The organism is Actinomadura pelletieri DSM 43383, from assembly GCF_003634705.1.
Taxonomy (GTDB): Bacteria; Actinomycetota; Actinomycetes; order Streptosporangiales; family Streptosporangiaceae; genus Spirillospora; species Spirillospora pelletieri.
In genome coordinates this window covers 359452-380609 of record NZ_RBWU01000006.1, presented here as the reverse complement: position 1 = coordinate 380609, position 21158 = coordinate 359452, and the positions used below count along the sequence as shown (strand labels likewise).

At 70.2% G+C, this 21158-nt stretch carries 17 protein-coding genes; 6 read left to right on the top strand and 11 right to left on the bottom strand.

Annotated features, from left to right (window positions below):
- Nucleotides 1-85: 85 nt before the first annotated feature.
- Nucleotides 86-1318 (top strand): acetyl-CoA hydrolase/transferase family protein, encoded by a 1233-nt coding sequence (locus BZB76_RS27000; RefSeq protein ID WP_121437225.1) that lies wholly within the window; start codon nucleotides 86-88, stop codon nucleotides 1316-1318.
- A 6-nt stretch (nucleotides 1319-1324) separates the two neighbouring features.
- On the opposite strand, the gene BZB76_RS34965 is transcribed toward BZB76_RS27000, so the two are convergent.
- Nucleotides 1325-2824, bottom strand: coding sequence for a CpaB family protein (locus BZB76_RS34965; protein ID WP_170180742.1), 1500 nt, complete (start codon nucleotides 2822-2824; stop codon nucleotides 1325-1327).
- Nucleotide 2825: 1 nt separating this feature from the next.
- Complete coding sequence (locus BZB76_RS26980; RefSeq protein WP_121437221.1) at nucleotides 2826-3305, bottom strand: hypothetical protein; 480 nt, start codon at nucleotides 3303-3305, stop codon at nucleotides 2826-2828.
- Nucleotides 3306-3388: 83 nt separating this feature from the next.
- Between BZB76_RS26980 and BZB76_RS26975 the strand changes: the two genes are divergently transcribed.
- Together BZB76_RS26975 and BZB76_RS26970 are read left to right on the top strand one after the other, a co-directional pair.
- Complete coding sequence (locus BZB76_RS26975) at nucleotides 3389-4243, top strand: hypothetical protein (RefSeq protein WP_147449561.1); 855 nt, start codon at nucleotides 3389-3391, stop codon at nucleotides 4241-4243.
- Nucleotides 4244-5012: 769 nt separating this feature from the next.
- Nucleotides 5013-5837, top strand: coding sequence for a CHAT domain-containing protein (locus BZB76_RS26970; protein WP_121437219.1), 825 nt, complete (start codon nucleotides 5013-5015; stop codon nucleotides 5835-5837).
- 23 nt (nucleotides 5838-5860) lie between these two features.
- On the opposite strand, the gene BZB76_RS26965 is transcribed toward BZB76_RS26970, so the two are convergent.
- Together BZB76_RS26965 and BZB76_RS26960 are read right to left on the bottom strand one after the other, a co-directional pair.
- Complete coding sequence (locus BZB76_RS26965) at nucleotides 5861-7825, bottom strand: pectate lyase family protein (RefSeq protein ID WP_147449560.1); 1965 nt, start codon at nucleotides 7823-7825, stop codon at nucleotides 5861-5863.
- A 121-nt stretch (nucleotides 7826-7946) separates the two neighbouring features.
- Complete coding sequence (locus tag BZB76_RS26960) at nucleotides 7947-8939, bottom strand: quinone oxidoreductase family protein (RefSeq protein ID WP_246007228.1); 993 nt, start codon at nucleotides 8937-8939, stop codon at nucleotides 7947-7949.
- Nucleotides 8940-9023: 84 nt separating this feature from the next.
- Between BZB76_RS26960 and BZB76_RS26955 the strand changes: the two genes are divergently transcribed.
- Nucleotides 9024-9446, top strand: coding sequence for a MarR family winged helix-turn-helix transcriptional regulator (locus tag BZB76_RS26955; protein WP_121437217.1), 423 nt, complete (start codon nucleotides 9024-9026; stop codon nucleotides 9444-9446).
- Between the two features lie 4 nt (nucleotides 9447-9450).
- On the opposite strand, the gene BZB76_RS26950 is transcribed toward BZB76_RS26955, so the two are convergent.
- The gene (locus BZB76_RS26950; protein ID WP_211343208.1) at nucleotides 9451-9801 is read right to left on the bottom strand and encodes a hypothetical protein; all 351 of its coding nucleotides are present in this window, start codon (nucleotides 9799-9801) and stop codon (nucleotides 9451-9453) included.
- Between the two features lie 188 nt (nucleotides 9802-9989).
- A complete protein-coding gene (locus BZB76_RS26945; RefSeq protein WP_121437215.1) occupies nucleotides 9990-11183 on the bottom strand; it encodes a hypothetical protein in 1194 nt (397 codons plus the stop codon).
- 199 nt (nucleotides 11184-11382) lie between these two features.
- On the opposite strand from BZB76_RS26945, the gene BZB76_RS26940 reads away from it, so the two are divergent.
- Together BZB76_RS26940 and BZB76_RS26935 are read left to right on the top strand one after the other, a co-directional pair.
- Nucleotides 11383-11955, top strand: coding sequence for a hemerythrin domain-containing protein (locus tag BZB76_RS26940; protein WP_121437214.1), 573 nt, complete (start codon nucleotides 11383-11385; stop codon nucleotides 11953-11955).
- Between the two features lie 105 nt (nucleotides 11956-12060).
- Complete coding sequence (locus tag BZB76_RS26935) at nucleotides 12061-12417, top strand: hypothetical protein (RefSeq protein WP_121437213.1); 357 nt, start codon at nucleotides 12061-12063, stop codon at nucleotides 12415-12417.
- 3 nt (nucleotides 12418-12420) lie between these two features.
- Here BZB76_RS26935 and BZB76_RS26930 read toward each other — a convergent pair whose 3' ends face one another.
- From BZB76_RS26930 to BZB76_RS26910, 5 genes are read right to left on the bottom strand one after another with little or no spacing between them, the layout of a single operon-like run.
- The gene (locus BZB76_RS26930) at nucleotides 12421-13584 is read right to left on the bottom strand and encodes a M50 family metallopeptidase (protein ID WP_121437212.1); all 1164 of its coding nucleotides are present in this window, start codon (nucleotides 13582-13584) and stop codon (nucleotides 12421-12423) included.
- Nucleotides 13581-14723 (bottom strand): lantibiotic dehydratase C-terminal domain-containing protein, encoded by a 1143-nt coding sequence (locus BZB76_RS26925; RefSeq protein ID WP_121437211.1) that lies wholly within the window; start codon nucleotides 14721-14723, stop codon nucleotides 13581-13583. The genes BZB76_RS26930 and BZB76_RS26925 overlap by 4 nt, the downstream gene beginning before the upstream one ends.
- A gap of 25 nt (nucleotides 14724-14748) precedes the next feature.
- Entirely contained in the window at nucleotides 14749-17559 is a 2811-nt protein-coding gene (locus tag BZB76_RS26920; protein WP_246007227.1) for a lantibiotic dehydratase, read from the bottom strand.
- Between the two features lie 27 nt (nucleotides 17560-17586).
- Nucleotides 17587-19206: a SagB family peptide dehydrogenase gene (locus BZB76_RS26915; protein WP_121437210.1), complete on the bottom strand. Its 1620-nt coding sequence runs from the start codon at nucleotides 19204-19206 to the stop codon at nucleotides 17587-17589.
- Between the two features lie 26 nt (nucleotides 19207-19232).
- On the bottom strand, nucleotides 19233-21158 hold the full coding sequence (locus BZB76_RS26910) for a TOMM precursor leader peptide-binding protein (RefSeq protein WP_170180764.1): 1926 nt from the start codon (nucleotides 21156-21158) through the stop codon (nucleotides 19233-19235).

The following is a 21158-nucleotide window of genomic DNA, read 5'->3' as shown; positions in this document are numbered from 1 at the left end:
TCGGGGACGCGCAGGGACCTTCGTCCGTTGTGTGCGAGACGCTCGGGGTATTCGTTGTGAGGAAAGTGAACGAGGAGGAACGCCGATGCGCGTGATCTCGGAAGAGCGGCTCAGCGCGATCCTGGCGGGCCTGCCGGGACGGCCGCGGGTGGTCGCCGGAGGCAACTTCGCCACCCCCCGCCGTCTCATGACCATCGTGGACGGCGCGCTCCCCGAGTATCGGCTGTTCATGCTGAACGCCCAGGGCGACCTGCCCGACCGGGACGGCGTCGACCTGGAGACACCGTTCGTCGGAGCGGGCATGCGCGACCGTCCCAACCTGCGGTACTTCCCCTCCCGGCTGTCGCTGGTGCCCAACCTCCTGAAGGCGGGGCTGCCGCCCGACGTCGTCGTCGTGCAGACCTCCGTGCCCGCGGGCGGGACGGTCTCACTCGGCATCGAGGTCAACGTCCTGCCCGCCGCGATCGAGGCCGTCCGGGCCCGCGGCGGCCTCGTGATCGCCCAACTGAACCCCCAGATGCCGTACACCTACGGTGACGCCGTCCTGGCCACCGACGACATCGACTACGCCATCGAGAGCGACGAGCCCCTCGAATCGCCCGCGGTCCGGCCGCCGGGAGAGGCGGCGAGCGAGATCGGCGGACGGGTCGCCCGCCTCGTCCCCGAGCACGCGACGCTGCAACTGGGCATCGGCGCCATCCCGGACGCGGTCCTGGCCTCCCTGCTGCGCCGCCGGGGCCTCGCCGTGTGGTCGGAGATGTTCAGCGACGGCGTCCTGGCCCTGGAGAAGGCGGGCGCGCTCGACTCCGCGACGCCCATCACCGCATCGTTCGCGTTCGGCAGCCGCGAACTCTACGACTGGGCCGACCGCAACGAACGCGTCCGGATGCTGCGCACCGAGAAGACCAACGACCCGAACCTCATCGCCCGCCGCCCCCGCCTGGTCTCGGTGAACTCCGCCCTCCAGGTCGACCTGTACGCCCAGGCCAACGCCAGCCGCGTGCGCGGCGTCATCTACTCCGGCTTCGGCGGCCAGACCGACTTCGTCGTCGGCGCCCTGCACTCCCCCGGCGGCCACGCCATCATCGCCCTGCCGTCCTGGCATCCCCGCGCCGACGTCTCCACCGTCATCCCCCGCCTGGCGGGCCCGGTCACCTCGTTCCAGCACAGCTACATCGTCAGTGAACAGGGCACCGCGACGATCTGGGGCCACGACGCCGCGTCCCAGGCGCAACAGCTCATCGACCGCGTCGCCCACCCCTCCGCACGCGACGAACTGCGCGAGGCGGGCCGCCAACTGGGCTTCCGCCTGCGCTGACGGTCGTCATCGGGCGATCTGGACGGGGGTTCGTGTCGGCAGGTCGGCCAGCCGGGCGTCGGGAACGGCGACGACCGCGCGATCCTTCGGCCCCACGCGGAGGACGAGTGCGTCGCCCACCGTCCGGACGGGTTCGTCCCGGTCCTTGTCCGGTGTCCATCGCAGGGTCGCGTGGTCGCCGGGGCGGACCAGCTCCGCGCTTCCCGGGGCGAGGGTGACGACGCTGATCGACCGCTGGGCGAGGGCGTTCGGAGGCAGGCGCGGCCCGAGGTCGTCCTTGGTCAGCGGCTCACCGGCCTTCACGGAGCCCAGGGTGTAGCGGTTGACGAGTCCCGCGTCCGGTCCGGTGAGGTCGTCCGCCTTCAGCTGGTGGTAGGCGGGCAGGGCCCGGCGGGTCTCGGTCGGCTCGGACGCGGTCAATGCGCGGACCACCCCGGCGGCCGTGACGCACAGCGGGGCGGCGGCGAGGACGAGCGCGAGATCGCGGGCCAGGCTGGGCGATCGGACCGCGGCCGGAGGAGCGGACGGCGCGGGCGACGGGACGGGACCGCCCGGTGCCGGTGTCGGGGCGGGGGCGGGGGTCGGAGCAGGAGGCGCGGCGGGCGGCGCCAGGCTCAGGACGACGGGCCCCTCTTCTTCGGGGTAGCGCAGCGCTCCCTCGTGTTCGGAGTCGGGCCCAGCCCCGAACCACAGTTTGCGCAACTGACGCCATTGCTCGCGCTCCTCGGCGTACGAGGTCGGCAATCGCAGCCCGATGGCCTGCAGCAGCTTCCAGCGGTGGACGTCGAAGGCCGCACGGATCTGGTTGGCGTAGGGGACGGCCGCGCGCACGGCGGCGAGGTAGCAGACACGAGAGATCGCGGCACCGCACAGCATGACCAGAGGCGCGACGAACCAGGGCAGCAGGGCGAGCGCCAGCGCGGCCCCGACGCAGGCGAACACGAGCGCCAGCAGGCTCAACGTGACCATCAGTTCCACGGCGGCGGCGACCCCCGCGAACGTCCGTACGAAAGGTTCGGGCAGCGCGGCGTACAGGCGCGGCCAGATCGCGTTCGCCGACAACCCGTACTGGAACCATGGATGTTCTTCGGCCGCGCACAGGACGTTTCCCAGCCGGGTCGGGCGCACCCTGTCCTGGCTCCTCGGATAAGAGACCGGCCAAGGATCCGTTTCGAGGTGTCGCAGCTCCGCATGACGATGGACGTGCCGCTTCCGGTAGCGGTTTTCGAGCCGCTCCGGCCAGTACCCCTCGTAGAGCCGGAACAGTTGAGGTCGCACCGCGTTCAGCAGATGGGCGAGCAGGGTGGTGGTCGCGAGCAGCGCCAACCCCGCGAGTAGCCGAAGGTCGGCCGGAACGGCGTCCCACGTCCGGGTGACCGCATCCCACCCGGCTCCGGCCGCGACCAAGGCCGCCAGCGCGCTGAACAACACGAACAACGGGATCCACGTGGTGACCACCAGGCGCTTGCTCAGCAGCCCGGCCGCACCCTCCACCAGACCGCCCAAATCAGCTCCGCCGCACCGGATGGTCGCCGTGGACACACCGCGTTATTCCGGGCTCGACCTCGCGGTAGCGTCCGGGATGCCCGCACTCCTCGCAGTACACGACGGACGTTCCGACCGGCACGTCGTCCTGACCGTGCAGTTCGGGGTCGGAGCGCACGTCGCTCTCTTCGATCAGCGCGCTCGCCAGAACCCGCGGCGGGACGACGCCGGTGATCGTGCCGTCGTCGGCCACCAGGACGACCAGGACGGTCCGGTCCAGCACGCGCTCGATCAGATCGGTCTCTTCGAGCAGACCGGTGACCTGGTCCAGCGACGCCCCGGGCTCGACGCTCAGGATCTCCAGTGACCCGCGCGGGCCGAGCGCCGAGGTGGGACGCCCGTCATCGTCGACGAAGACGGTGACGTCCCCGTCGTGCGCGGGCTCGCCGACATGAGCCACATGAGCCTCGACCGCCAACTCAGCGATCATGCGTTCCGTCATGAATCTCCGTTCCGCGTACCGATCACATCGTTTCCCTACTGCTCGCCGGGCGCCGCGCGTAGGCTTCACAGCAAGGGTGCCGAATGACCAGACGGTTTTCGACGTTTTTGAGCGATGCGGCGTCGCTCACCGGAATGTTCACCCGCGCCCGGCCGATGCCGGCGGGTGCCGAACTCGACCAACTCGTGGACGCGCACACCGCAGCGGTCGAGAGCGGCGATGACGATCCGGCACGACAGGTCGCGCTCCAGCAGGCGTTATTGATCCGGTTCCAGCGATCCGGTTCGTCCGACGACCTCACCCGGTTCCGGCAACTGGCGAGGGCGACGTTCGAGGCCCTTTCCGGCGACCACGACCTGTACCCGGCTGCTCTGACCCACGTTCTGGTCGCGGAGCGGATCGCCTTCCTGGCGGGAGACCAAAACGCTCGCCTCGACGAGGCCGTCGCCGCAGGCGAGGCGTTCCTTGCCGCTCTGCCAGAGCGGGACCGCCCGCTGGAGCTGGCCAACGCCGTCGCGGACGCCCACATGACCGCGTGGCAGGCGTGGAGTCGTCTGGCGAATCTGCATCGCGGGGTGGAACTGCGCCACTTCGTGTACCAGGGCCACGGGAGGCGGTCCCCGGAACGGGCCCAGGCCACGATCGATCTCGCGTCCGCCCACCGCGCCCTGTTCGACGCCTCCGACGAGGCCGCCGCACTCCACAAGGCGGTGCAATACGCCGCGGAAGCGTGCATGCTGACGAGTCTGCGCATGCCTCCGCCGCCCGAGATCCTCGCGACCGCCGCGCTGATCTACATCACCGGGCCCGACGCTGGGAAAGCCGGCGGCGGAAGCTGGCCCGGGATGCCGTCCGGCAGATCCGGCGAGCCCTGCCGGAGATCTCTCCCGAGAGCCCCTACTACGTCGACCTGCTCAACCATGTCACCGGCGTGCTGATGAACGCGGCCGAGATGCTGCAACAACCCGACCTCGCGGACGACGCCGTCCGCAGCGCCGAAATCGCCGAGCGGGCCGCCGGGCCCGATCATCCAGCCCGAGCCGCCGTCCTCACCAACCTCGGGACGGCGAAGCGGACACGGTTCGAGTTGACCGACGACCCCGCCGACGCCGAGGCAGCCGTCGCGGCCTTGCGCGAGGCGATTGTCACACCCGGCGGCAGTGCGTGGACGAGGCTGGACGCGGCGCAGAAATGGAGCCTGTTCGAGGGGGGTCGCGGCCGTTGGGAGTCGGCCATGGACGCCTACCGAACGGCCCTCGACACCTTGCATGACCTGGCAGGCCCGCATCTGAGCCGTTCCGACCGCACGGTGCAACTGGCCCGGCGCGCCTGGCCGGGCCTGTCCGTCGACGCCGCCGCCTGCGCCCTCCAGTTGGACGAGCCCGAACTCGCCGTGGAACTGCTGGAACGCGGCCGGCTGGTGCTGCACGCGCGGGATCGCGCGGACGCGGCCGGAGCGCCCGTCGCCCCGCCCACCGCGGCGGACCTGGTCGCGGGTTGGGCGGTGGACGGACCTGCGGTCGTGGTCAACCTGAGCCGTTGGCGCGGTGACGCCCTGATCGTCTCCGCCGACGGCGTACGGGTCGTGCCGCTGCCGAGGCTGGATTTCGAGGCCGGGCTCGACATCGTCTTCGACTTCCTGCGCTCCTTCGACGAGGACGACTTCCCCGGTGACCCGCGCACGCACACGGGCAAGCTCCTCGCCTGGTGCTGGGACGTGATCGCCGAGCCGTCCTGTCGGAACTCGGCCACGACCGCGACCCGGGCGACGGAGTCGCGCCGCCGCGGATCTGGTGGTGCCCGACCAGTTTCCTGTCCATGGTGCCGTTGCACGCGGCGGGCCGGTACGGCGACGACGGCGGTGGGAACGTCCCCGACCGGGTGGTGTCGTCCTACACTCCGGCACTGTCGTTCCTGTCCGGCCCGGCGCGGGACGAACCGTCGACCGGCGAGCCGCCACGGCTGCTCATCACCGCGATCGCCGACGAAGGACTGCGCCCCGTGGAGACGAAGTTCCTTGAGAGGGACTTCGCGGGACGTCACACCTCGCTCAAGAACGAGACCGCGACACGGGAGCGGGTCCTGTCCGAACTGGAGCATCACTCCTACGTCTATTTCGCGTGCCACGGTCACCAGGACATGGAGCATCCGGTCATGGGCGGGCTGCGGCTCTCCGACGGTCTGCTGACCGTCGGCCGGCTCATCGGTGCCGCCAAGTCCGGTGAAGTCGCCTTCCTCGGCGCCTGCCAGACCGCGGTGGGCGGCCTGCTCAACCTGGACGAGGCACTCAGTCTGGCCGGTGCGCTGCGCCTGGCGGGCTGGCAGGACGTGGTCGGCACCCTGTGGCCGGCGAAGGACAGGGCGGTCCCCCTCGCCGCCCGGCACGTCTTCCGCGCGCTGGCCGCCGAGCCGGGCGTCCGCTCGCCCGACACCGTGGCGCGAGCCCTGCATGCCGCGACCCTGGACCTCCGCGACCTGCTCGGCGCCGAGAAGGTGGACCTGTGGGCACCCTTCGTCCATGTGGGCCGCTGAGCGGCCGCACCGAGGCTGGGCGTCTACCGCTTCGGGAGGGCGGACAGGAAGAGAGAGGGGTACTCGGACGTCGCGGTGTCGTCGACGCCGTGACCGCCGGTGTAGTCGTGCCGCTCGTTGTCGAGCCAGTCGCTGATCGGTTTCCCGTCGACGTCCAGGTGGTGCCAGGCGCCGGAGCCGTCCACGCCGAACCGGTGGATCTTCTGGCGGGCGGCGTAGTAGTCGACGTAGGGGGCGTTCGGGCCGTCGACCTGTTTCCGTAGCGCGTTGCGGAAGAAGACGTTGTCGGGCCCCGACGAACCCGACCATTTCACCGCCTTGGCGCCCGCGGACCAATAGATGGGGTACCAGGTGCCGTCGCCGGGCTTGCCGCCGCCCTCTTCACCGCAGTTGACGCTGCACCTCCCCGGCCGGTGCTCGTACGGGACGGTCACGTTGTTGAGTTCGAAAAGGTTGTGGCGTTCCCAGCCGCCGTGCAGGTTCAGGTCCGAGTCGAAGCTGTTGCCGATCGCGACGTTGCCCGAGGCCGACCACTGGAACGTGAAGTGCCGGAGGTTGCGTGTGGTGTTACCGGCGTAGACCGAGTCCCAGACGCGGGAACCACGGAAATAGCCGTTGCCGCCCGCGCCCTTGTTCCACGACCCGGCGAGGGTGTTGTCAACGATGGAAAGGTTCTTGGCCTCTTCGGTGACGATCGGATGCGAGCCGGTCATGTCCGAGCGGACGCCTCGAACCCAGTCGTTCACCGCACCCTTCAGGACGATGCCGTGCATCTGGCCTGCGGGGTCGAGATTGCCGTAGTCGTGCACGGCGTCCTTCGCCGTCTTGCCTTTGGGTGCCGTCTGGGTGAGGTACAGGTTCTCGATGCCGACGCCCACCACCGGATCGATCAGCGGGGCCGCCTTCGAGGTGTACACCCGTCCGTCGATCATGGGTGATCCGTCCGACGTCGAGTCGACCGGCACGTCGAACTCCAGGGGCTTGTCGAGCGTGATCACCTTGCCGGTGGTGTCGACCTCGGTGATGCCGAAGATCTGCTGCCGCATGTGCAGGTTCTGCAGGGAGGCGTGATCGGCCGGGACCGACATCTCGCCGTAGAACCTCACGCTGTTGGCCGCCCGGATGTTGACATGGCCGCCCACTTTGAAGCCGCCCATGATCGCGCCGGTCGTCCCGGTGTTGAGATAGACCTTGGTCTGGCCCTTCCTGCCCGCGTAGGCGGTCTCGCCGGGCATCGCCCGCAGTGTGGCACCGGAGACCCAGTGGGCGTTCACCGTGCCCTCGAACAGGTCCCGGCGGTTGGCCGGGGCGTTGTCGTAGTTCTGGGGCTCCGGCCGGGGCGCGTCGGCGCGGTACCTCGCGGCCACTTCACGGGAGGCGACCGCGAACAAGCTCCGCCCCGGCCAGATCCAACCGCCCTTCGCGGAGCCCCACACCATGCCGTCCTCGTCCCAGTCGGCGTTGCCGGCGGTCAGGGCGTCATACCGGGTGTCGGCATTGGGCGTGTACACGATCCTGGTTCCCGTGGCGGGATCCGAGCCCGCGCCGGTGAGGACGAGGTAGTCGGCATCGACCCTGATCTGCGCGTCGACCAGGAGCCGTCCGGCGGGAAGCCGGATCCGGCTCAGCTTCGTGTAACCGGCCTTGGGACTGCATTCGGCGCGGACGTGGTCGATCGCCCGCTGGATCCCAGCGCGATCATCGCCTTCGTCGTCGGGGATGACGTCGTACTTGCTCGCGAGCGTCTCCGGCCTGAGGAGGCAGTCGGTGTCCGACGTGAGTTCCGCCTCGGTCGGGAGCCGGGCGCCCGCGCGGTATCCGGCCTTGGACCAGTCGTACAGCCCGTCCACCGGAGGGCGACGGTTGGCGGCGGTCAGGTCGAGGTCGGTCAGCGCCGGACCGGGCGGCTCGTCCGGCACGACCGGCATCGCGCCGCCCAGGCTCACCAGCCCGGCCACGACCATCGCCGAACCTCGGCGCGCACGCATCGAACCGCCGCCTCCACACTTGATCAAGTCGACCAAGCATCAGCGGCGGACTTCCGATGCACAAGACCCAAGGCGTCCGATCAACGAATCGGGCAGAACATGTCAACGACCGCCCGGCGTCTTACCCGATCTTGATAACCATCTTCCCGACATAGTGCTCGTTCAGGGCGCGATGCGCGTCCGCGATCCGCTCCAGCGGGAAGGTCCGGGCGAGATGGACCTCGAAGGAACTCGCCTCGATGATCGCGTTCAGCCGATCGGTGGCGGTGCGATCCCCGTCGTTGTGGAACACCTTCGCCGCCGGGGTCGTCGAGGGTGCGGGATCGACGCCGTTCGGCCACGCGATCCGTCCCGAGTCCTTCACCGCGCGGAGCGCCCGCTCGGCGACTTCGCCCCCTGCGGTGATGAAGGCCCCGTCGAGCCCGTCCGGTGCGAACTCCGCAGCCGCGGCAAGCACGTCGACCTTGCGGCCGTCGATGACGGCGTCGGCGCCCAGCCGGCGGGCGAGGGCGACACCGTCGTCACCGGAGGCGACGGCCAGCACCCGGATGCCGCTGTGCCGCGCCAGCTGCACGGCCATGTGCCCGACGCCTCCACTGGCCCCGAAGACCATGAGCGAGTCGCCCGACCGGAGGTCGAGCACGTCGAAACCGGTCAGCGCGGTCAGGGCGTCCCAGGCCAGCGCACCGGCCTGGTCGGTCGGCAACCGGTCGGGCACATGCGCCACGTACTCGGCCTCGACGGCGCTGTATTCGGCGTAGCAGCCGCTCCGCACCGACGGGATCGTCGCGGCGTAGACACGGTCGCCCACCTCGAAGCGGGTGACGTTGCGCCCGACCGCGGCCACCGTGCCCGCCGCGTCCCAACCGAGGACGAAGGGGAAGGTCGACTTCGCGCCGAAGGCACCGTCGTAGTGCCCCTCGCGCTCGATGACGTCCCAGGACCCGGCCCCCGCGTACTCCACCCGGAGGAGGACGTCGTCGTCGCCGACCTCCGGAACCGGAATCCGGCGCGGCGCGAGTTCGTCGACGCCCCCGAACCGGTCGAGCACGACCGCGTTCATCTCCGTCGGCACGCTCGCGTCGCTCGCCGTGTCCTGAGCCTTGCCGCCCATCGGGCCCTCCTGATTGCTTGAGTGGATCAAGCACATTGGAGCACGATTACTTGAGAGAATCAAGCGATCCTCTAGACTGGGGGCATGTCGCTGCCGAGCAGACCCGCGAGCACCTCGTCCGAGGCCGAGACCGTCCTGTTCGACCTGGTCGACGTCTACGAACGCGCCTACGAGGCGGCCGCGGCGACGCTGGGACTCAGCCCGGCGCAGGCATGTCTGCTCGGCCGCCTCTACGAGCCATGCGGGATGGGAGCCCTGGCCGAGGAGCTCGGGTGCGACGCGTCCAACATCACCCAGATCGTCGCGCGGCTCGAAGCGCTCGGGCTCGCGGTGCGCGAACCGAACCCCCAGGACCGTCGCGCGCGGATCGTCGTGCGAACCCCTCAGGGGGACGAGATGAACCAGCGGTTCGCGAAGGCCTTCACCTTCGGCCGGACGGCGGTCGAACGACTCACCCCCGACGAGCAGAACCAGCTGACGGCGCTGCTGCGAAAAGCCCTGGGGTGACGGTTCATTCCACAAGCCTGCGGGTGACGCGCTTGAAGCCGATCAGTGTGCGGTACCGGGCCCGTGCCGCGAAGTCGTCCATGCTCCATACGACCGGATACCCGACTTCATCACTGAGATGAAGAACCTGGTCGTCATCGACCCAGACACCGACATGGGCGCCCCAGGCATCGCCGGTGGCGTTGAAGAGGACCAAGTCCAGCGGCCGTGCCGCCGGCACCCGAGTCGTCCACTCCGTGTCAGCCCACAACTCGCTCGACCGCAGCGCGGGCGCGTCCAGCCCGAAGTGCATGAGCACCTGATAGGCGAACAGTTGGCAGTTGGCACCGGCGGCGATGCCGGGTTCCGCGGCCACGGCCGGTGACCCCGGAAACCGGGCCCCGACATACCGAACATCCCAGAATTCGGAGGGAAGCCGGGTCAGCACCGCACACCACCCCCCCAAACAGCAGATCCCGCCGACCGCACCACAGGACACCCTGATCTGCACTGGATGCTCAGGCCGGTGAGGCGGAAGCCGCCGGTGCCGTTGCCGTGGCCCGGTCAGTCGCGGAGGCGTTCGACGGGGTGGGGGCCTTCGGTGGCGAGGCGGTACTCGTCGCCGAACTTGTCGCGGTGTTCGTCGATGACACGTTCCTGCGCGCCCCGCTCGGCGTTGATCTTGTCCTGGTACTCCTCGAACCGGCGGTGGGCCTCCTGGACGTAGCCGGTGCCGAGCGTCGTCCAGTCGATCTGGGTGGACAGCAGCTCACGGACCAGGTGCTTGTTCGGCTCGAACGTGACCGGCTCGGGAAGCTGCGGAGCCAGCACGCTCTCGGGGTCGCGGCCGTCGTGGCGGCGCATCAGGTCGCAGGCGATCCGCAGGTGCTCCAGCTCCATGTTCAGGTGCAGCTCCCAGATGCCCTTGACGCGCGGGTCGGTCTCGGTCTGCATGAAGGAGTAGTACATGTAGCACTCGTTGTACTCGTGGTTGACCAGGCGCTCCCACCAGGTCTCGCCCGGGTCGACCAGCGATTCGTAGTGCGTGACGTGCTCTTCCTCGACCAGGCCGATCTCCTGGTAGAGCTGCCGGGCGATCGGCTCCATGTACATCGGGCCGACGTTCATGTAGAAGTTCATCGTCTGCTGCTCGGCCGCCATGATGGTCAGCGCGTGCAGCTTGGAGATCGGCGCGGCCGCGTCCTTGTCGTAGGGTTCGCGGACGTTGTCGACCGCGTTACGGTGCTGCAGGTATCCGGGACGGCCCGGCATGACCTCGGTCAGCTGGTCGATGACCTTCTCGGCCTTGCGGTGCTCGATGATCTCGTACAGGTTGGCGTACCGGTACAGGTGGTCGAAGTCCTCCAGCAGCCCGAACTGGTAGGCCTGCTTGAGGTAGGGGTCGGGCTCCATGCGGGCGACCCAGCCGGTCAGGTCGACGGCGACCTGCTCGTAGCTGATCGTGGTCTCCAGCACCGACGCCTGCCCCGGCAGGAGCCAGTTGACGACCTTCTGCTGCTGCGCCTCGATATAGCGGACCTTGGCCAGCTGCTGCTTGACCTCGACATCGGGACAGACCCGGGCGAAGTGGTGGCTGAACATGATGGCCTCCACCTCGATCCCGTTCATCGCGATGATCCGGCACTTGGTGTACGGGTCGGAACGGTCGGGGTCGACGGGGGCGACGTCCAGCTGGGCCCAGTTGCGCAGCTGGTCGTCCAACGGGATGCCACGATGTTCGAGCGGGTTGAACGCCACCGGGCTCACCTTCCTGTGGGTCTGATCGTGTCGGCGCAACCGCCCCTACCCGAGGAATGCGGCAACGCACATCCGATCCGAATCCCGGCCAAGATTTTGCGGGCTCGCCATTCGGCTCGCTTAGGCGTCCGAACCTCGGGTACGGGACGCGGGTCGCCCACCGCCGGGCGCGACCACGACCCTGAAGCCGGGAGAGCACATGCAGACCACACCGACCGACGCGCGCACGACCGAGGACGTCATCGACCTGCTGCGCGCCCAGCACGGCCGGATCCGCGACCTGTTCGACCAGGTGATGAACACCGAAGGCGAGGAGCGCAAGGACGCCTTTCGCTCGCTGGTGCGGCTTCTCGCCGTGCACGAGACCGCCGAGGAGGAGATCATCCACCCGATGGCGCGGCGGCTGCCCGGCGGCGACGGAATCGTGGACGACCGGCTGGCCGAGGAACGCGCGGCGAAGGAACTCCTCACCGAACTGGACGGCATGGACACCGACGATCCGGGATTCCTCAAGTCGATCGACAAACTGCGCATCGACGTCCTCACCCATGCCCGCGCCGAGGAGCGCTACGAGTTCGACCGGCTCAAGGACGAGTTCAGCCCCGCGCAGCTCAGGGGCTTCGCCGCCGCGGTCCGCGCCGCCGAGGCCACCGCGCCGACCCGTCCCCATCCCGGTACCGAGAGCGCCACCAAGAACCTGCTCGCGGGTCCCGTGGTCGCCGTGGTCGACCGGGTTCGCGACCTGATCCGCGACGCCCGGGACAAGGGCTGACCGGTCGGCGCGAATTTCACTTTCCCTCCCCTCGAACGTCATATCGGGACGACTGTTTCTCGATCACTTCTGGACAGTTTCCGGAAGTCGGGATACAGCTTTGATATGACGGCTCACGATGAGGTCGGGAAGGAGCTGCGGGCCGCCCTGGCCGCGCGGCGGGAACTCGGACACGACTTCGAACCCGAACTCGTCGAGTCGTTCCTCGACCGGCTCGACGCCACGATCGAGTCCCGGGTGGACGCTCGGGTCGAGGCCCGGCTGGCCGAGCGCGCGGCCACCCGACCCGAACGCCGGGGGACCTCCCCGGAGCCGGTGTTCTTCTCCATGCTCGGCGGCTTCCTGACGACCGGGGCGATCGGCGGGACGATGGGCTCCGACGGGCTGCCCGCCGTCCTGCTGGTCTGGATCGTGGTCGCCGTGATCAATGTCGCCGTCATCGTCGGTGGCCGCCCCCGCTGACCCTCAGTCGAGCAGGCCCCACGCCAGGGTCAGCAGCCAGATCGCGAACCAGCAGGCCAGCACGGCCCCGAAGATGATCGAACCCACCCCGTAGAGGGTGTAGGCGATCTTCGTCCGCCGTGGATACCGGCCCAGGGCGGCGGCGCCGTCGCGGCGCCGCACATGGCCGACCCACAGTTTCAGGAACCGGTAGCTCTCCAGCCTGAGGTTCTGCATGCCGAGCGCGTGGTTGAGCATGAAGTAGCCGTCGAGCTGGAGGAACGGGATGAAGTTGGCGACCGCCGAGAGCGTCCCGAACAGCAGCAGGGTGGCGGCGGCATGGCGCAGGACGCCGTCCTCCGGCGCCAGGAAGTACAGCGGCACCACCGGAAGCAGCACGAGCAGGCTCGCGAACACCCCGGCGAACGCCGTGCACACCCGGTGCCACCGGCGCCGGAACAGCAGGACGTCGCTGACCCGGCAGTAGGGCGCCAGCACCGGGAAGCGCCACAAGACGCCGATCTCGGACGAGCCCCCGCCGAAGTGCGTGGCCGTCAGGCCGTGGGCCACCTCGTGCACGGCGACGCTGAGCCACAGGACCAGCGCGACCGTCACCCCCGCCGCCGGGGCCTCCCACAGCCGCTTCGCCTCACCGGCGAGCGTGCCGGCCTCCACGACGACCATCACCATGAGCCCGGCGACCGCCAGCAGCGCGGGCACCATGAAGGGCGCGGAGAACAGCGGACGCAGGTACGGCAGGATCCGGTCGAAGAACCGTTGGGGGTCCAGCAGCGCCACCCGCGCGTTCAGCAGCGTGCGCTTGTCCGGCGCGGGTGCCGGGGGCCCCGGGACGGTGGGCGCGCCGTCGGCGGCCCCGGCGGCCGGGGCCTCGGTGCCGGTGAGGAGGCGGCGGGCCGCCAGGGTGGACAGGATCTGCCGCCACTGTTCCTCGCCGAGCCGCCGGCGGAACTCCGTCGCGTACTCGACGCCGATCTCCTCCAGCGAGGTGCTGCCGTCCAGGCGGCTCATGACGAAGTACTCGCGCGGGCCGATCTGGTAGTACCGGCCGACGACCGGGTCCTTCACGTTGTGCACCAGGGCCGGTCCGCTGCGCACCGCCGGGCCGAGCACGATGTCGTCGCGGAGCCGCGGGCGGGCCGCCGCCAGCGCCTCCCCGGCACTGCTCACCGGCGGTCCGCCGTCGCGTTCATGGAGGCCTCCTCCGAGGACGGCTCGTCCCCCGAAGACGGCTCGTCCTCCCTGAGCGAGCGCAGCAGTAGGTACGACAGGTACGACTCGTCGACGACGTTGGCGCCCAACCGGTTGTTGGTCATGTGCATGTAGGGGGTGAGCAGGATGCGCAGCGCCACCGCCGGGTCGGTGACGGGTTCCCGCCGGACGTCGGCGCCGGCGGCGGGCCACGCGCGACCGCCGTCCGCGCGGGGGAAGACCAGCAGTCCGCGTTCGGCGTGGTCGACGACCCGTTCCCGGAGCAGCGCGCAGTGCTCGGCCCAACTCTGGCTGAAGCCGGTGAGCCGGTCGGGCCGGTTCTCGGTGATCGCGGTGAAGATCTCGTCGAAGCGGCGCCGGAGGTCCTCCGCCACCTCGGCGTAGTTCTCCTGGTACGCGGTGTCCCGCTGCCCCGTGCTCAGCTTGAACCAGTCGTGCCAGAAATGGTGGTACCGCACCATGAAGTCGGCGACCCGGGTCCGGTCGGCCAGAAACGAGATCGACATGATCGTCATGAGCTGGGTGGCGATGCCGAGCGTGGACGGCCGCAGATGCAGGTTCGCCCGGTCGATGAGCCGCAGAACCAGGTCGCTGGAGTGCTCGAAATGCCATTCGGCCAGCTCGACGCCGTGCGGGCCGCCGTACTTGTCGTACTCCGGCTCGTACTCGATGTAGTGGCGGGTGTTGTTGGGCCGCAGCGGCATCCGGCCTTCGGTGCCGTACCGGGCGACCCGCTCCTCCTCGCTGTACTCCAGCCGGAACATGTCGTCGTAGAAGCCGGTGAGGAAGTCCTCGTCCACCTCGTACAGGGCGGGTCGCCGGGCGAGGAAGGCGTCGATCGCCTCCTCGGCGATCCGGCGGACCTCGGGCGCGGCCTCCTCGGTGATCGGCTTGAGCCGAAGCCGCACATGCGGCCCCTCCAGCCAGTAGTTGATGAAGAAGTAGCGGGCCAGCAGCCCGCGCTCGCGCAGGTCTTCCACCAGCGGAGCGACACACTCACCGAGCAGCGGCTTCGGATCGCTGGCATAGAAGATGTGGATGGCCTCCCATTGCCCCTCCGCCACGGCGGGCTCGGTGGCCGTCGTCGTCGCGTCCATCGTGACCTCCCTTGGTCCGCCTTGCCTATTTCCCGGGCCGGTTCTCGACCCGGGTGAGTTCGATGGTCTGCTCGGTGACGAAGGAGCCCTCCGCGGTGCGCAGCCAGAGCTGTTCGTGGTCGGGCAGCATCTCCTGCATGACCACCCGGCTGCCGGCCTGCCGGGCGAGTTGGTCGAGGATGCCGAGCGAGAAGTAACTGTCGAAGTCCACGTACTGCGGTTTGCGGGGCGCGTTCGCCGGACGTTCGCCCGCCGTCCCGTCCGGCGCGTCGGCGTCGACGGCGGCGAAGACGCGGGCGGGCAGATCGTTGTCGCGGCGCCAGCGCTGCCAGGCCAGGAACCACTCCGCGTCCGAGGACGCGGACGCCCGGTCCGGCAGGTGGTCGGGCACCATCTTCCAGGTGCGCCGGGTCAGCACCAGGTCCCGGTACCGGACCCGCGGATGGCCGCCGATCGCCGCGCCGAGCAGCGGCTTGTCGACGCCGTGCCACAGGTCGAGCGACGCCATGGTGGTGTGCGAGAACAGCAGCAGCCCCCGCTGCACCTCCGGAAGCGCCATCGGGACGAGGAACCCGAGGTAGACCGGGATCACCTCGGTGTCCAGGGTGCGGGACCGCAGCAGCACCCGGTCGGTCTCCTCGTCGTGCTCGATGACCAGGTCGGCGATGGGGACCTGGGCGTTCTGCGGACGGAAGCTGGTCTCCCCCGGACAGACCAGCTCGTACGGGGTGACCGGGGGGTGCAGGTTCAGGTTCGTGGTGTCGTAGCCGCCGGTCAGCTCGGCGAACACCGCGCCGTCCGGTTGGAGGTCGGCGAGGATCTGCCGGATCCGTCCGGCCAGGCCCTCATCACCGCCGAAGCAGTGCGCGAACCGTGAGAACAGCAGCGTGAGCCCGGAGTACGTGCGGTTCAGCACGCCCAGCGGACGGCCCCCGTCATCGGCGACCTGGAGGAAGAAGCTGCGCGGGTCGAAGCCGTCCAGGGACGGCGGCAGCTCCTTCGCCACCGCGTCGATGAACTCGTCGTCCAGCACCAGCTCGTCGGCGTCCGCGGGCAGCGCGTCGTACGCGCGGCGCATCCGGTCCACCAGTGTGCGGCGCGCCTCGTCGAGCGCGGTGATCTCCGGCAGCCGCAGCCAGTTGTCCAGCGGGACGTACTCGCCGTCGGCGTCGAAGGCCCGGCGGCGCTGGGACGCCTTCATGAACTGGTCGAAGAAGTCGCGGTGGAACTCGTGGACGAACCGCAGCACGTCCTCGCACCGGCCGCCCCGCCCGTAGCGGGCCAGGAAGAACCCCTTGAGGTTCAGCCGTTGCGGAAGCGTCATGTCGAACAGCGGCAGGACCCTGGACAGCCCCCGCAGGGACGGCAGCAGCGTGCGCTCCCAGCCCTCGCGGTCGGCGGTGATGCGCGCCTCGGGGTGCGAGACGTCCTCGTAGACCAGCGTGCGGGGCGTGGTGACCTCGTTCAGGCCCAGCTCGTGCTGCGCCTCCACGAACTCGCTGCGGACGGAGTCCACCAGCCGCCGTCGCTCGTCGAGGTCGGCGGCGCCGTACAGGGCGAGATGGTCGGCGACCAGGTCCAGCCGCTCGGCCAGGTCGACCGCCCAGGGGCGGTCGATCCGCGCGATGCGGTCACGGAAACCCCGCAGCGGATCGTCGCTGTGGATGTCGACCTGGAGCAGCGGCACGGTCAGCAGGCTCAACCGCAACAGCCGGCTCAGGTACAGCTCGATCGCCTCGCGGTCGCGTCGCTCGGGGTCGGCCGCACGCAGCCGTTCGGCCAGCTCTCCCATCCGGATCCGCGGATGGTCCTCGAGCAGGCGCAGCACCTCGTCGAGCACCGATCCGCGGGACAGGTAGAACAGGTCCTCGCGCAGGGAGTCGAACGTGACGGCGGCCTCGGTGTCGCCGGACCGGTGGGTGCGGCGGACGTAACGGATCCGGTCGCGTTCGCCACTCCAACCGGAGGTGGCCTCGACGGGAAGGTCCTCGCGCAGCGCCGCGTCCTCCATGATGACCTCGGACAGCCGGGCCAGCATCGCCACATTGATCCGGACATGGCTGCTGCCCGGACCGCCGATGTCGTCGGCGGCCAGCATCGCGCCCGTCCACTCCCCGGCCGCCACCGTTCCGTCGGGTCCGTCGGGTCCGTCGGGCTCGAACCCGCCGAAGGCCACGGTGGTGAAGGTGCTGAACGGACTCGTCTTGCACGCGCTGCGGTAGACGTACTCCAGCAGGGATCGCTCGATCCGCCGGGCGCGCTTGCCGAGCGGGCCCGGCGGCGCCTCCAGGTAGGCCGACAGGTAGCGGTCGAGCGACGGGGACGCCAGCAGCAGACCGTGCCGCAGCCGCGGGTCCCGGGCGAGCCCGCGGACGTACTCGCGGCGCTGCCGCAGCTCACCGTCCAGCATCGGCACGCCCGCGGCCAGCACGTCCTCGTACCGCACCCGCAGGTCCAGCCATTCGCCGACGCGCCGCAGGCCGCGCTCCTCGGTGAGCCGCCTGGCCCGTGCGAGGTCGCGTGGCAGCCGCCGGTTGAAGACGTCGCGGCGCAGCGCGAGCAGGTCCCGCCGCAGTCGCTCGTCGACCAGGCCGCCGACCGCGTCGGCGAGCGTGTCGGCCGCCCCGCCCTTGTGCCGGTCCAGTCGCTCTTCCAACTCCAGGACGTCCGCCGTCCAGCGGAGCGTCTCGGTGAAGCGCAACGGCCGCACGGCGTCGATCGGCAGTCCGCCCCGTCGCAGCATGAACAGCGGCGTCAGCAGCCAACCCGCCCTGTCGTCCGGCTGGAACGCCTGGCTCAGCGCGTCAGCGGACGCGGTATCCGGAACCGTTCGCAAAGCCTCTCCCACAGTTCTCGACCTCCCTCAGGCCAGCCGATGGTCGATGTTCGGCTCGCCCGGCCGTTCCCTGCCGACCATCAGGATCAGCAGGGGCCATTCGCCGGTGCCCTCGATGCCCAGCCGCTCGGCATAGGAGACGTTGTCGAACCCCAGCGCCGCGCCGCAGCCGACGCCCAGCGCCGCGGACGCGGTGTAGACCGCCTGCGCGACCGCGCCGACCTCGGCGTTGACGAAGCGGTAACCGCGCGGCCCGGCGACCTCCATGACGGCCTCCGGCCGGGCCAGCACCACCAGCACGGCGGCGACCTGCTCAAGGTTGTAGTTGGGCAGGAAGTAGTTGCGTTGCAGGAACAGCGCCGCGTCACCCGGCGACGCCACACCCAGTTCGTGGCGGGTCGGGTCGTAGTCGTAGCCGCCGCGGGCGACGCCCTCCACATGGTTGGTGAACACCGCCAACCGGGTGAGCCCCGGTCCGCCGGACTCGTCCTTGACGTCGGAGACCAGCCGTCCGCCCGCGGTGCCCGCGACCAGCAGGGCGCTCAACTCGGCCCGGGTGAGGGGACGGTGCGCGCTGAACCGGCCGAAGCTGCTGCGCCTTCCCCTGAGCGCCTCGGGCACACTCGCCCGCAGCGGTTCGGGGTCGGGCAGCGCGAGCCGTTCGGCCGCGGGACGCACCGGAGGCGCCGGGATCGCGGCGGCCAGATCCGCGGCGGTGGGACGTGGCCGGTCCGCCGCCAGGATCTCCGCGTGCACCTCCTCCACCTGCGGGAACCGGATCACCCTTCGGGAACGCTCCTCTTCTTGGAGGTGCACCCGCGGACGGTTCACCTCGGCGACCGGCACGGGTTCCGGCGCCGCGGGTTCCGGCGTCGCGTCCGGGACGTCCCAGGGCAGCGGGACGACCGCGAACACGCTCTCGGCATGCGAGGTCAGTCCGAGCAGCCGGTTCAACGCGAGTTCGTCGAAGTTCAGGATCGGTCGCAGCGTGATGCCCTGGGACCGCGACGTCATCTGCCAGGTCCCCAGCAGGGTCCCGATGTCCATGGTGACGACGTGGTAGCAGAAGCTGTTGTACTTGAACGCGTTCGTCCAGAACTTCAGGCTGACGAGAAGGAACTGGTCGGTCGGGACGGAGCCGTCCGGGCCGAGGGCCGCGCGGACCTGGTCCACGACGTCCCCGGCGAGCAGGCGCTGCATCGCGTGGTGCGGCGCGGAGTAGTAGTAGACGCCGGGCAGCATCGGCCCGCGAGAGCCGGTCACCCAGTAGATCTCCGCCGGGTACATGCCGCCGCCGGAGGCCGTCCCGCGCCACCACACCGCGCTGCGGTACTGGGGCAGCAGTTGCTCGTCGCTGTTGGCCTGCACCCCCAGCCTGCGTCCCAGCAGGCCGTAGGAGTCGCGCAGCAGCTCCGACAGGGTGTCGAGCGAGAAGCGCCCGCCTGCCGGACCGGGCCGCAGCGCCGCGTCCAGCGTGGTGCGCTCGCTCGGCGCGCCCGCTGGGCCCGGCAGGGGGAACCGCGTCGCCTCCCGGTACACCTTGTGGCGGCGCGGCTTGTCGGCCCAGTCGGGTTCGAAGCCGATCGGTTCCATGGGCTCGCGGCGGCGGCGGACGATCGCGTTGACATAGTCGTGCACGACGCTCATCGGATTCTCATTTCGCTGGCCGGTGGTCACGGGAACGGGTGCGGCACCAGGTGCAGCTCGGAGTCGTCGAGTTCGGTGGTGCGCAGGCCCGCCCGGCGGAACGCGGTGCGCATCCGGGGCATGTGCAGGGCGCGTTGCCGTCCCCACCCGAAGTCGATGGGCAACAGGCCGGGGACGATGACGCCCGCGCCGCGCACCCCGGCGTCGCGCTGCTCGGGCGAGGTGTGGTCGACGACGATGACGTCGAAGCCCGCCCCGGTCACCGTGCCCGCCAGATAGCGCAGGTCGTCGAGCAGGTCGAGATGGTAGGGGCGCCGGTCGGACCAGTCGCGGTAGACCTCCGCCATCGGCCGCGGGTCGGGGTCGTCGAGCAGGAAGTCCACGTGCCGGGCCATCTCCGGCAGCCCGAACAGGCTCGGATGGTCGGCCAGCGTCTCCACCCGGGAGTAGTCGGCGGCCAGGGCGCGCAACCGGTCGGCGTCGGCGGCCGAGTGCACGTCGAATCCGGGGATCGTGTTGGCGATCTCGCCGAGCGCCGACTTCACCGCGGCCTCGGGGTCCAGGCTCGTTCCGGCGCCGACGCACAGCGTGCCCATGCCGCCGTCCCGCCGTACCCCGACCGCCGTGACGACGGGGACGGGGAACTCGATGCGGGTGTCGAACAGCCGGACGTCGTAGCCGCCCAGGGCGATCCTGTCGACCAGCATCCGGGATCGTGTGTCGGTCAGCGAGTCGGTGGCGATCTCCGGCAGCCGGGCCCTGCCGTACCAGCTGAGGACATAGGCGTCCCGCTCGATCAACTCCAGCAGCCCGTAGAGGATCGCCTCCTCCATGCAGGAGCCGGTGGCGCAGCCGTTCGAGCACTCCTGCAGGTATTTGTTCACCGGATCGTGCACGTGGTAGTACGTCACGATCTCCGGTACCAGGACGGGCCGGTCGTCGCGCAGCGAACGTCCCCACACCCACGGGATCTTCAGTTGCGGGGTGTACCGGACGAAGTAGTCGTTGCCGTCGTAGAAGCCGTCTGCGTAGACCCCGCATTCCAACGGATCGACCGCGTCGTCCCTGACGTTCTCGTAGGAGTCGACGACGGCCGTGGTCACCGAACGCGGGCGCATGCCCGCATGCCGTTCCAGACCCTCCAGGACGCCCAGAAGCACGCTCTCGTCGAAGTTGTACGCGTGTCCTCCCCAGAAGGAGTCGTGCATGTAGCCCTGACCGCGCACGGCCATGTGTCCGATCGCCGGAGCGGTGGTGGTGCATTCGAAGCGGTGCCGCACCTGCGGTCCGAGGGCACCGCAGACGGGGTTGACGTAGGCGTCCACCGACAGGCCGTACGCGTCGGGCGCCTTGCGGCGGAAGGAGTCCGGGGTGCGCTTCGGCCGGGACCGCAGATCTGCGACGGTCCGCTCCGGGTCGTCCGCCGGCCGGTCGGCGCACAGCGGGCAGCCCGAGTCGGCGAGCAGCGGGAAGCGTCTGGTCTGCGCCGAACCGAGGTCGACCTCGTAGACGTAGGGGTGCCCGGCGAAGTCGGTCGGGCGTTCCGCGGCCAGGGCGCACGCGACCCGCGCCACCCGGTCGAGCCCGAACCCGTGGAGGAAGGGGGACTCGCCGACGGCCCGCAACGGGGCACCGTACTCCAGGACGTCGCGTTCGTCGGTGGAGCGGATGGCCTGCCACCGCCGTGCCAGGCAGTTGGGGCATGGGCGGGTCCACCGTCCGCCGTCCAGCACGGTCGCGTACGGTCCGACGACGGCCTTGTCGTCGTGCAGGTGGACGGGGACCAACGCCGTCCCCGGAACGGCGTCCGGGGGGACGGGCGTGGGGCGGGACAGCGCGTCCACGAGTCCGAGCCGGGTCACGTGGATCCGCGGCCCGTCCGCGCCGACGAGCCCGCGCAGGCGCTCGTGCACCTGTGGCCGGGAGTCCTCCCGGTCCGCGGTCACGGTCAC

Coding starts and splice junctions, on each gene's coding strand:
- BZB76_RS26975 (WP_147449561.1), top strand. CDS start 3,389: ATGACCAGACGGTTTTCGACGTTTTTGAGCGATGCGGCGTCGCTCACC.
- BZB76_RS27000 (WP_121437225.1), top strand. CDS start 86: ATGCGCGTGATCTCGGAAGAGCGGCTCAGCGCGATCCTGGCGGGCCTG.
- BZB76_RS26925 (WP_121437211.1), bottom strand. CDS start 14,723: ATGGACGCGACGACGACGGCCACCGAGCCCGCCGTGGCGGAGGGGCAA.
- BZB76_RS26935 (WP_121437213.1), top strand. CDS start 12,061: ATGACGGCTCACGATGAGGTCGGGAAGGAGCTGCGGGCCGCCCTGGCC.
- BZB76_RS26940 (WP_121437214.1), top strand. CDS start 11,383: ATGCAGACCACACCGACCGACGCGCGCACGACCGAGGACGTCATCGAC.
- BZB76_RS26915 (WP_121437210.1), bottom strand. CDS start 19,206: ATGAGCGTCGTGCACGACTATGTCAACGCGATCGTCCGCCGCCGCCGC.
- BZB76_RS26960 (WP_246007228.1), bottom strand. CDS start 8,939: ATGGGCGGCAAGGCTCAGGACACGGCGAGCGACGCGAGCGTGCCGACG.
- BZB76_RS26955 (WP_121437217.1), top strand. CDS start 9,024: ATGTCGCTGCCGAGCAGACCCGCGAGCACCTCGTCCGAGGCCGAGACC.
- BZB76_RS26965 (WP_147449560.1), bottom strand. CDS start 7,825: ATGCGTGCGCGCCGAGGTTCGGCGATGGTCGTGGCCGGGCTGGTGAGC.
- BZB76_RS26980 (WP_121437221.1), bottom strand. CDS start 3,305: ATGACGGAACGCATGATCGCTGAGTTGGCGGTCGAGGCTCATGTGGCT.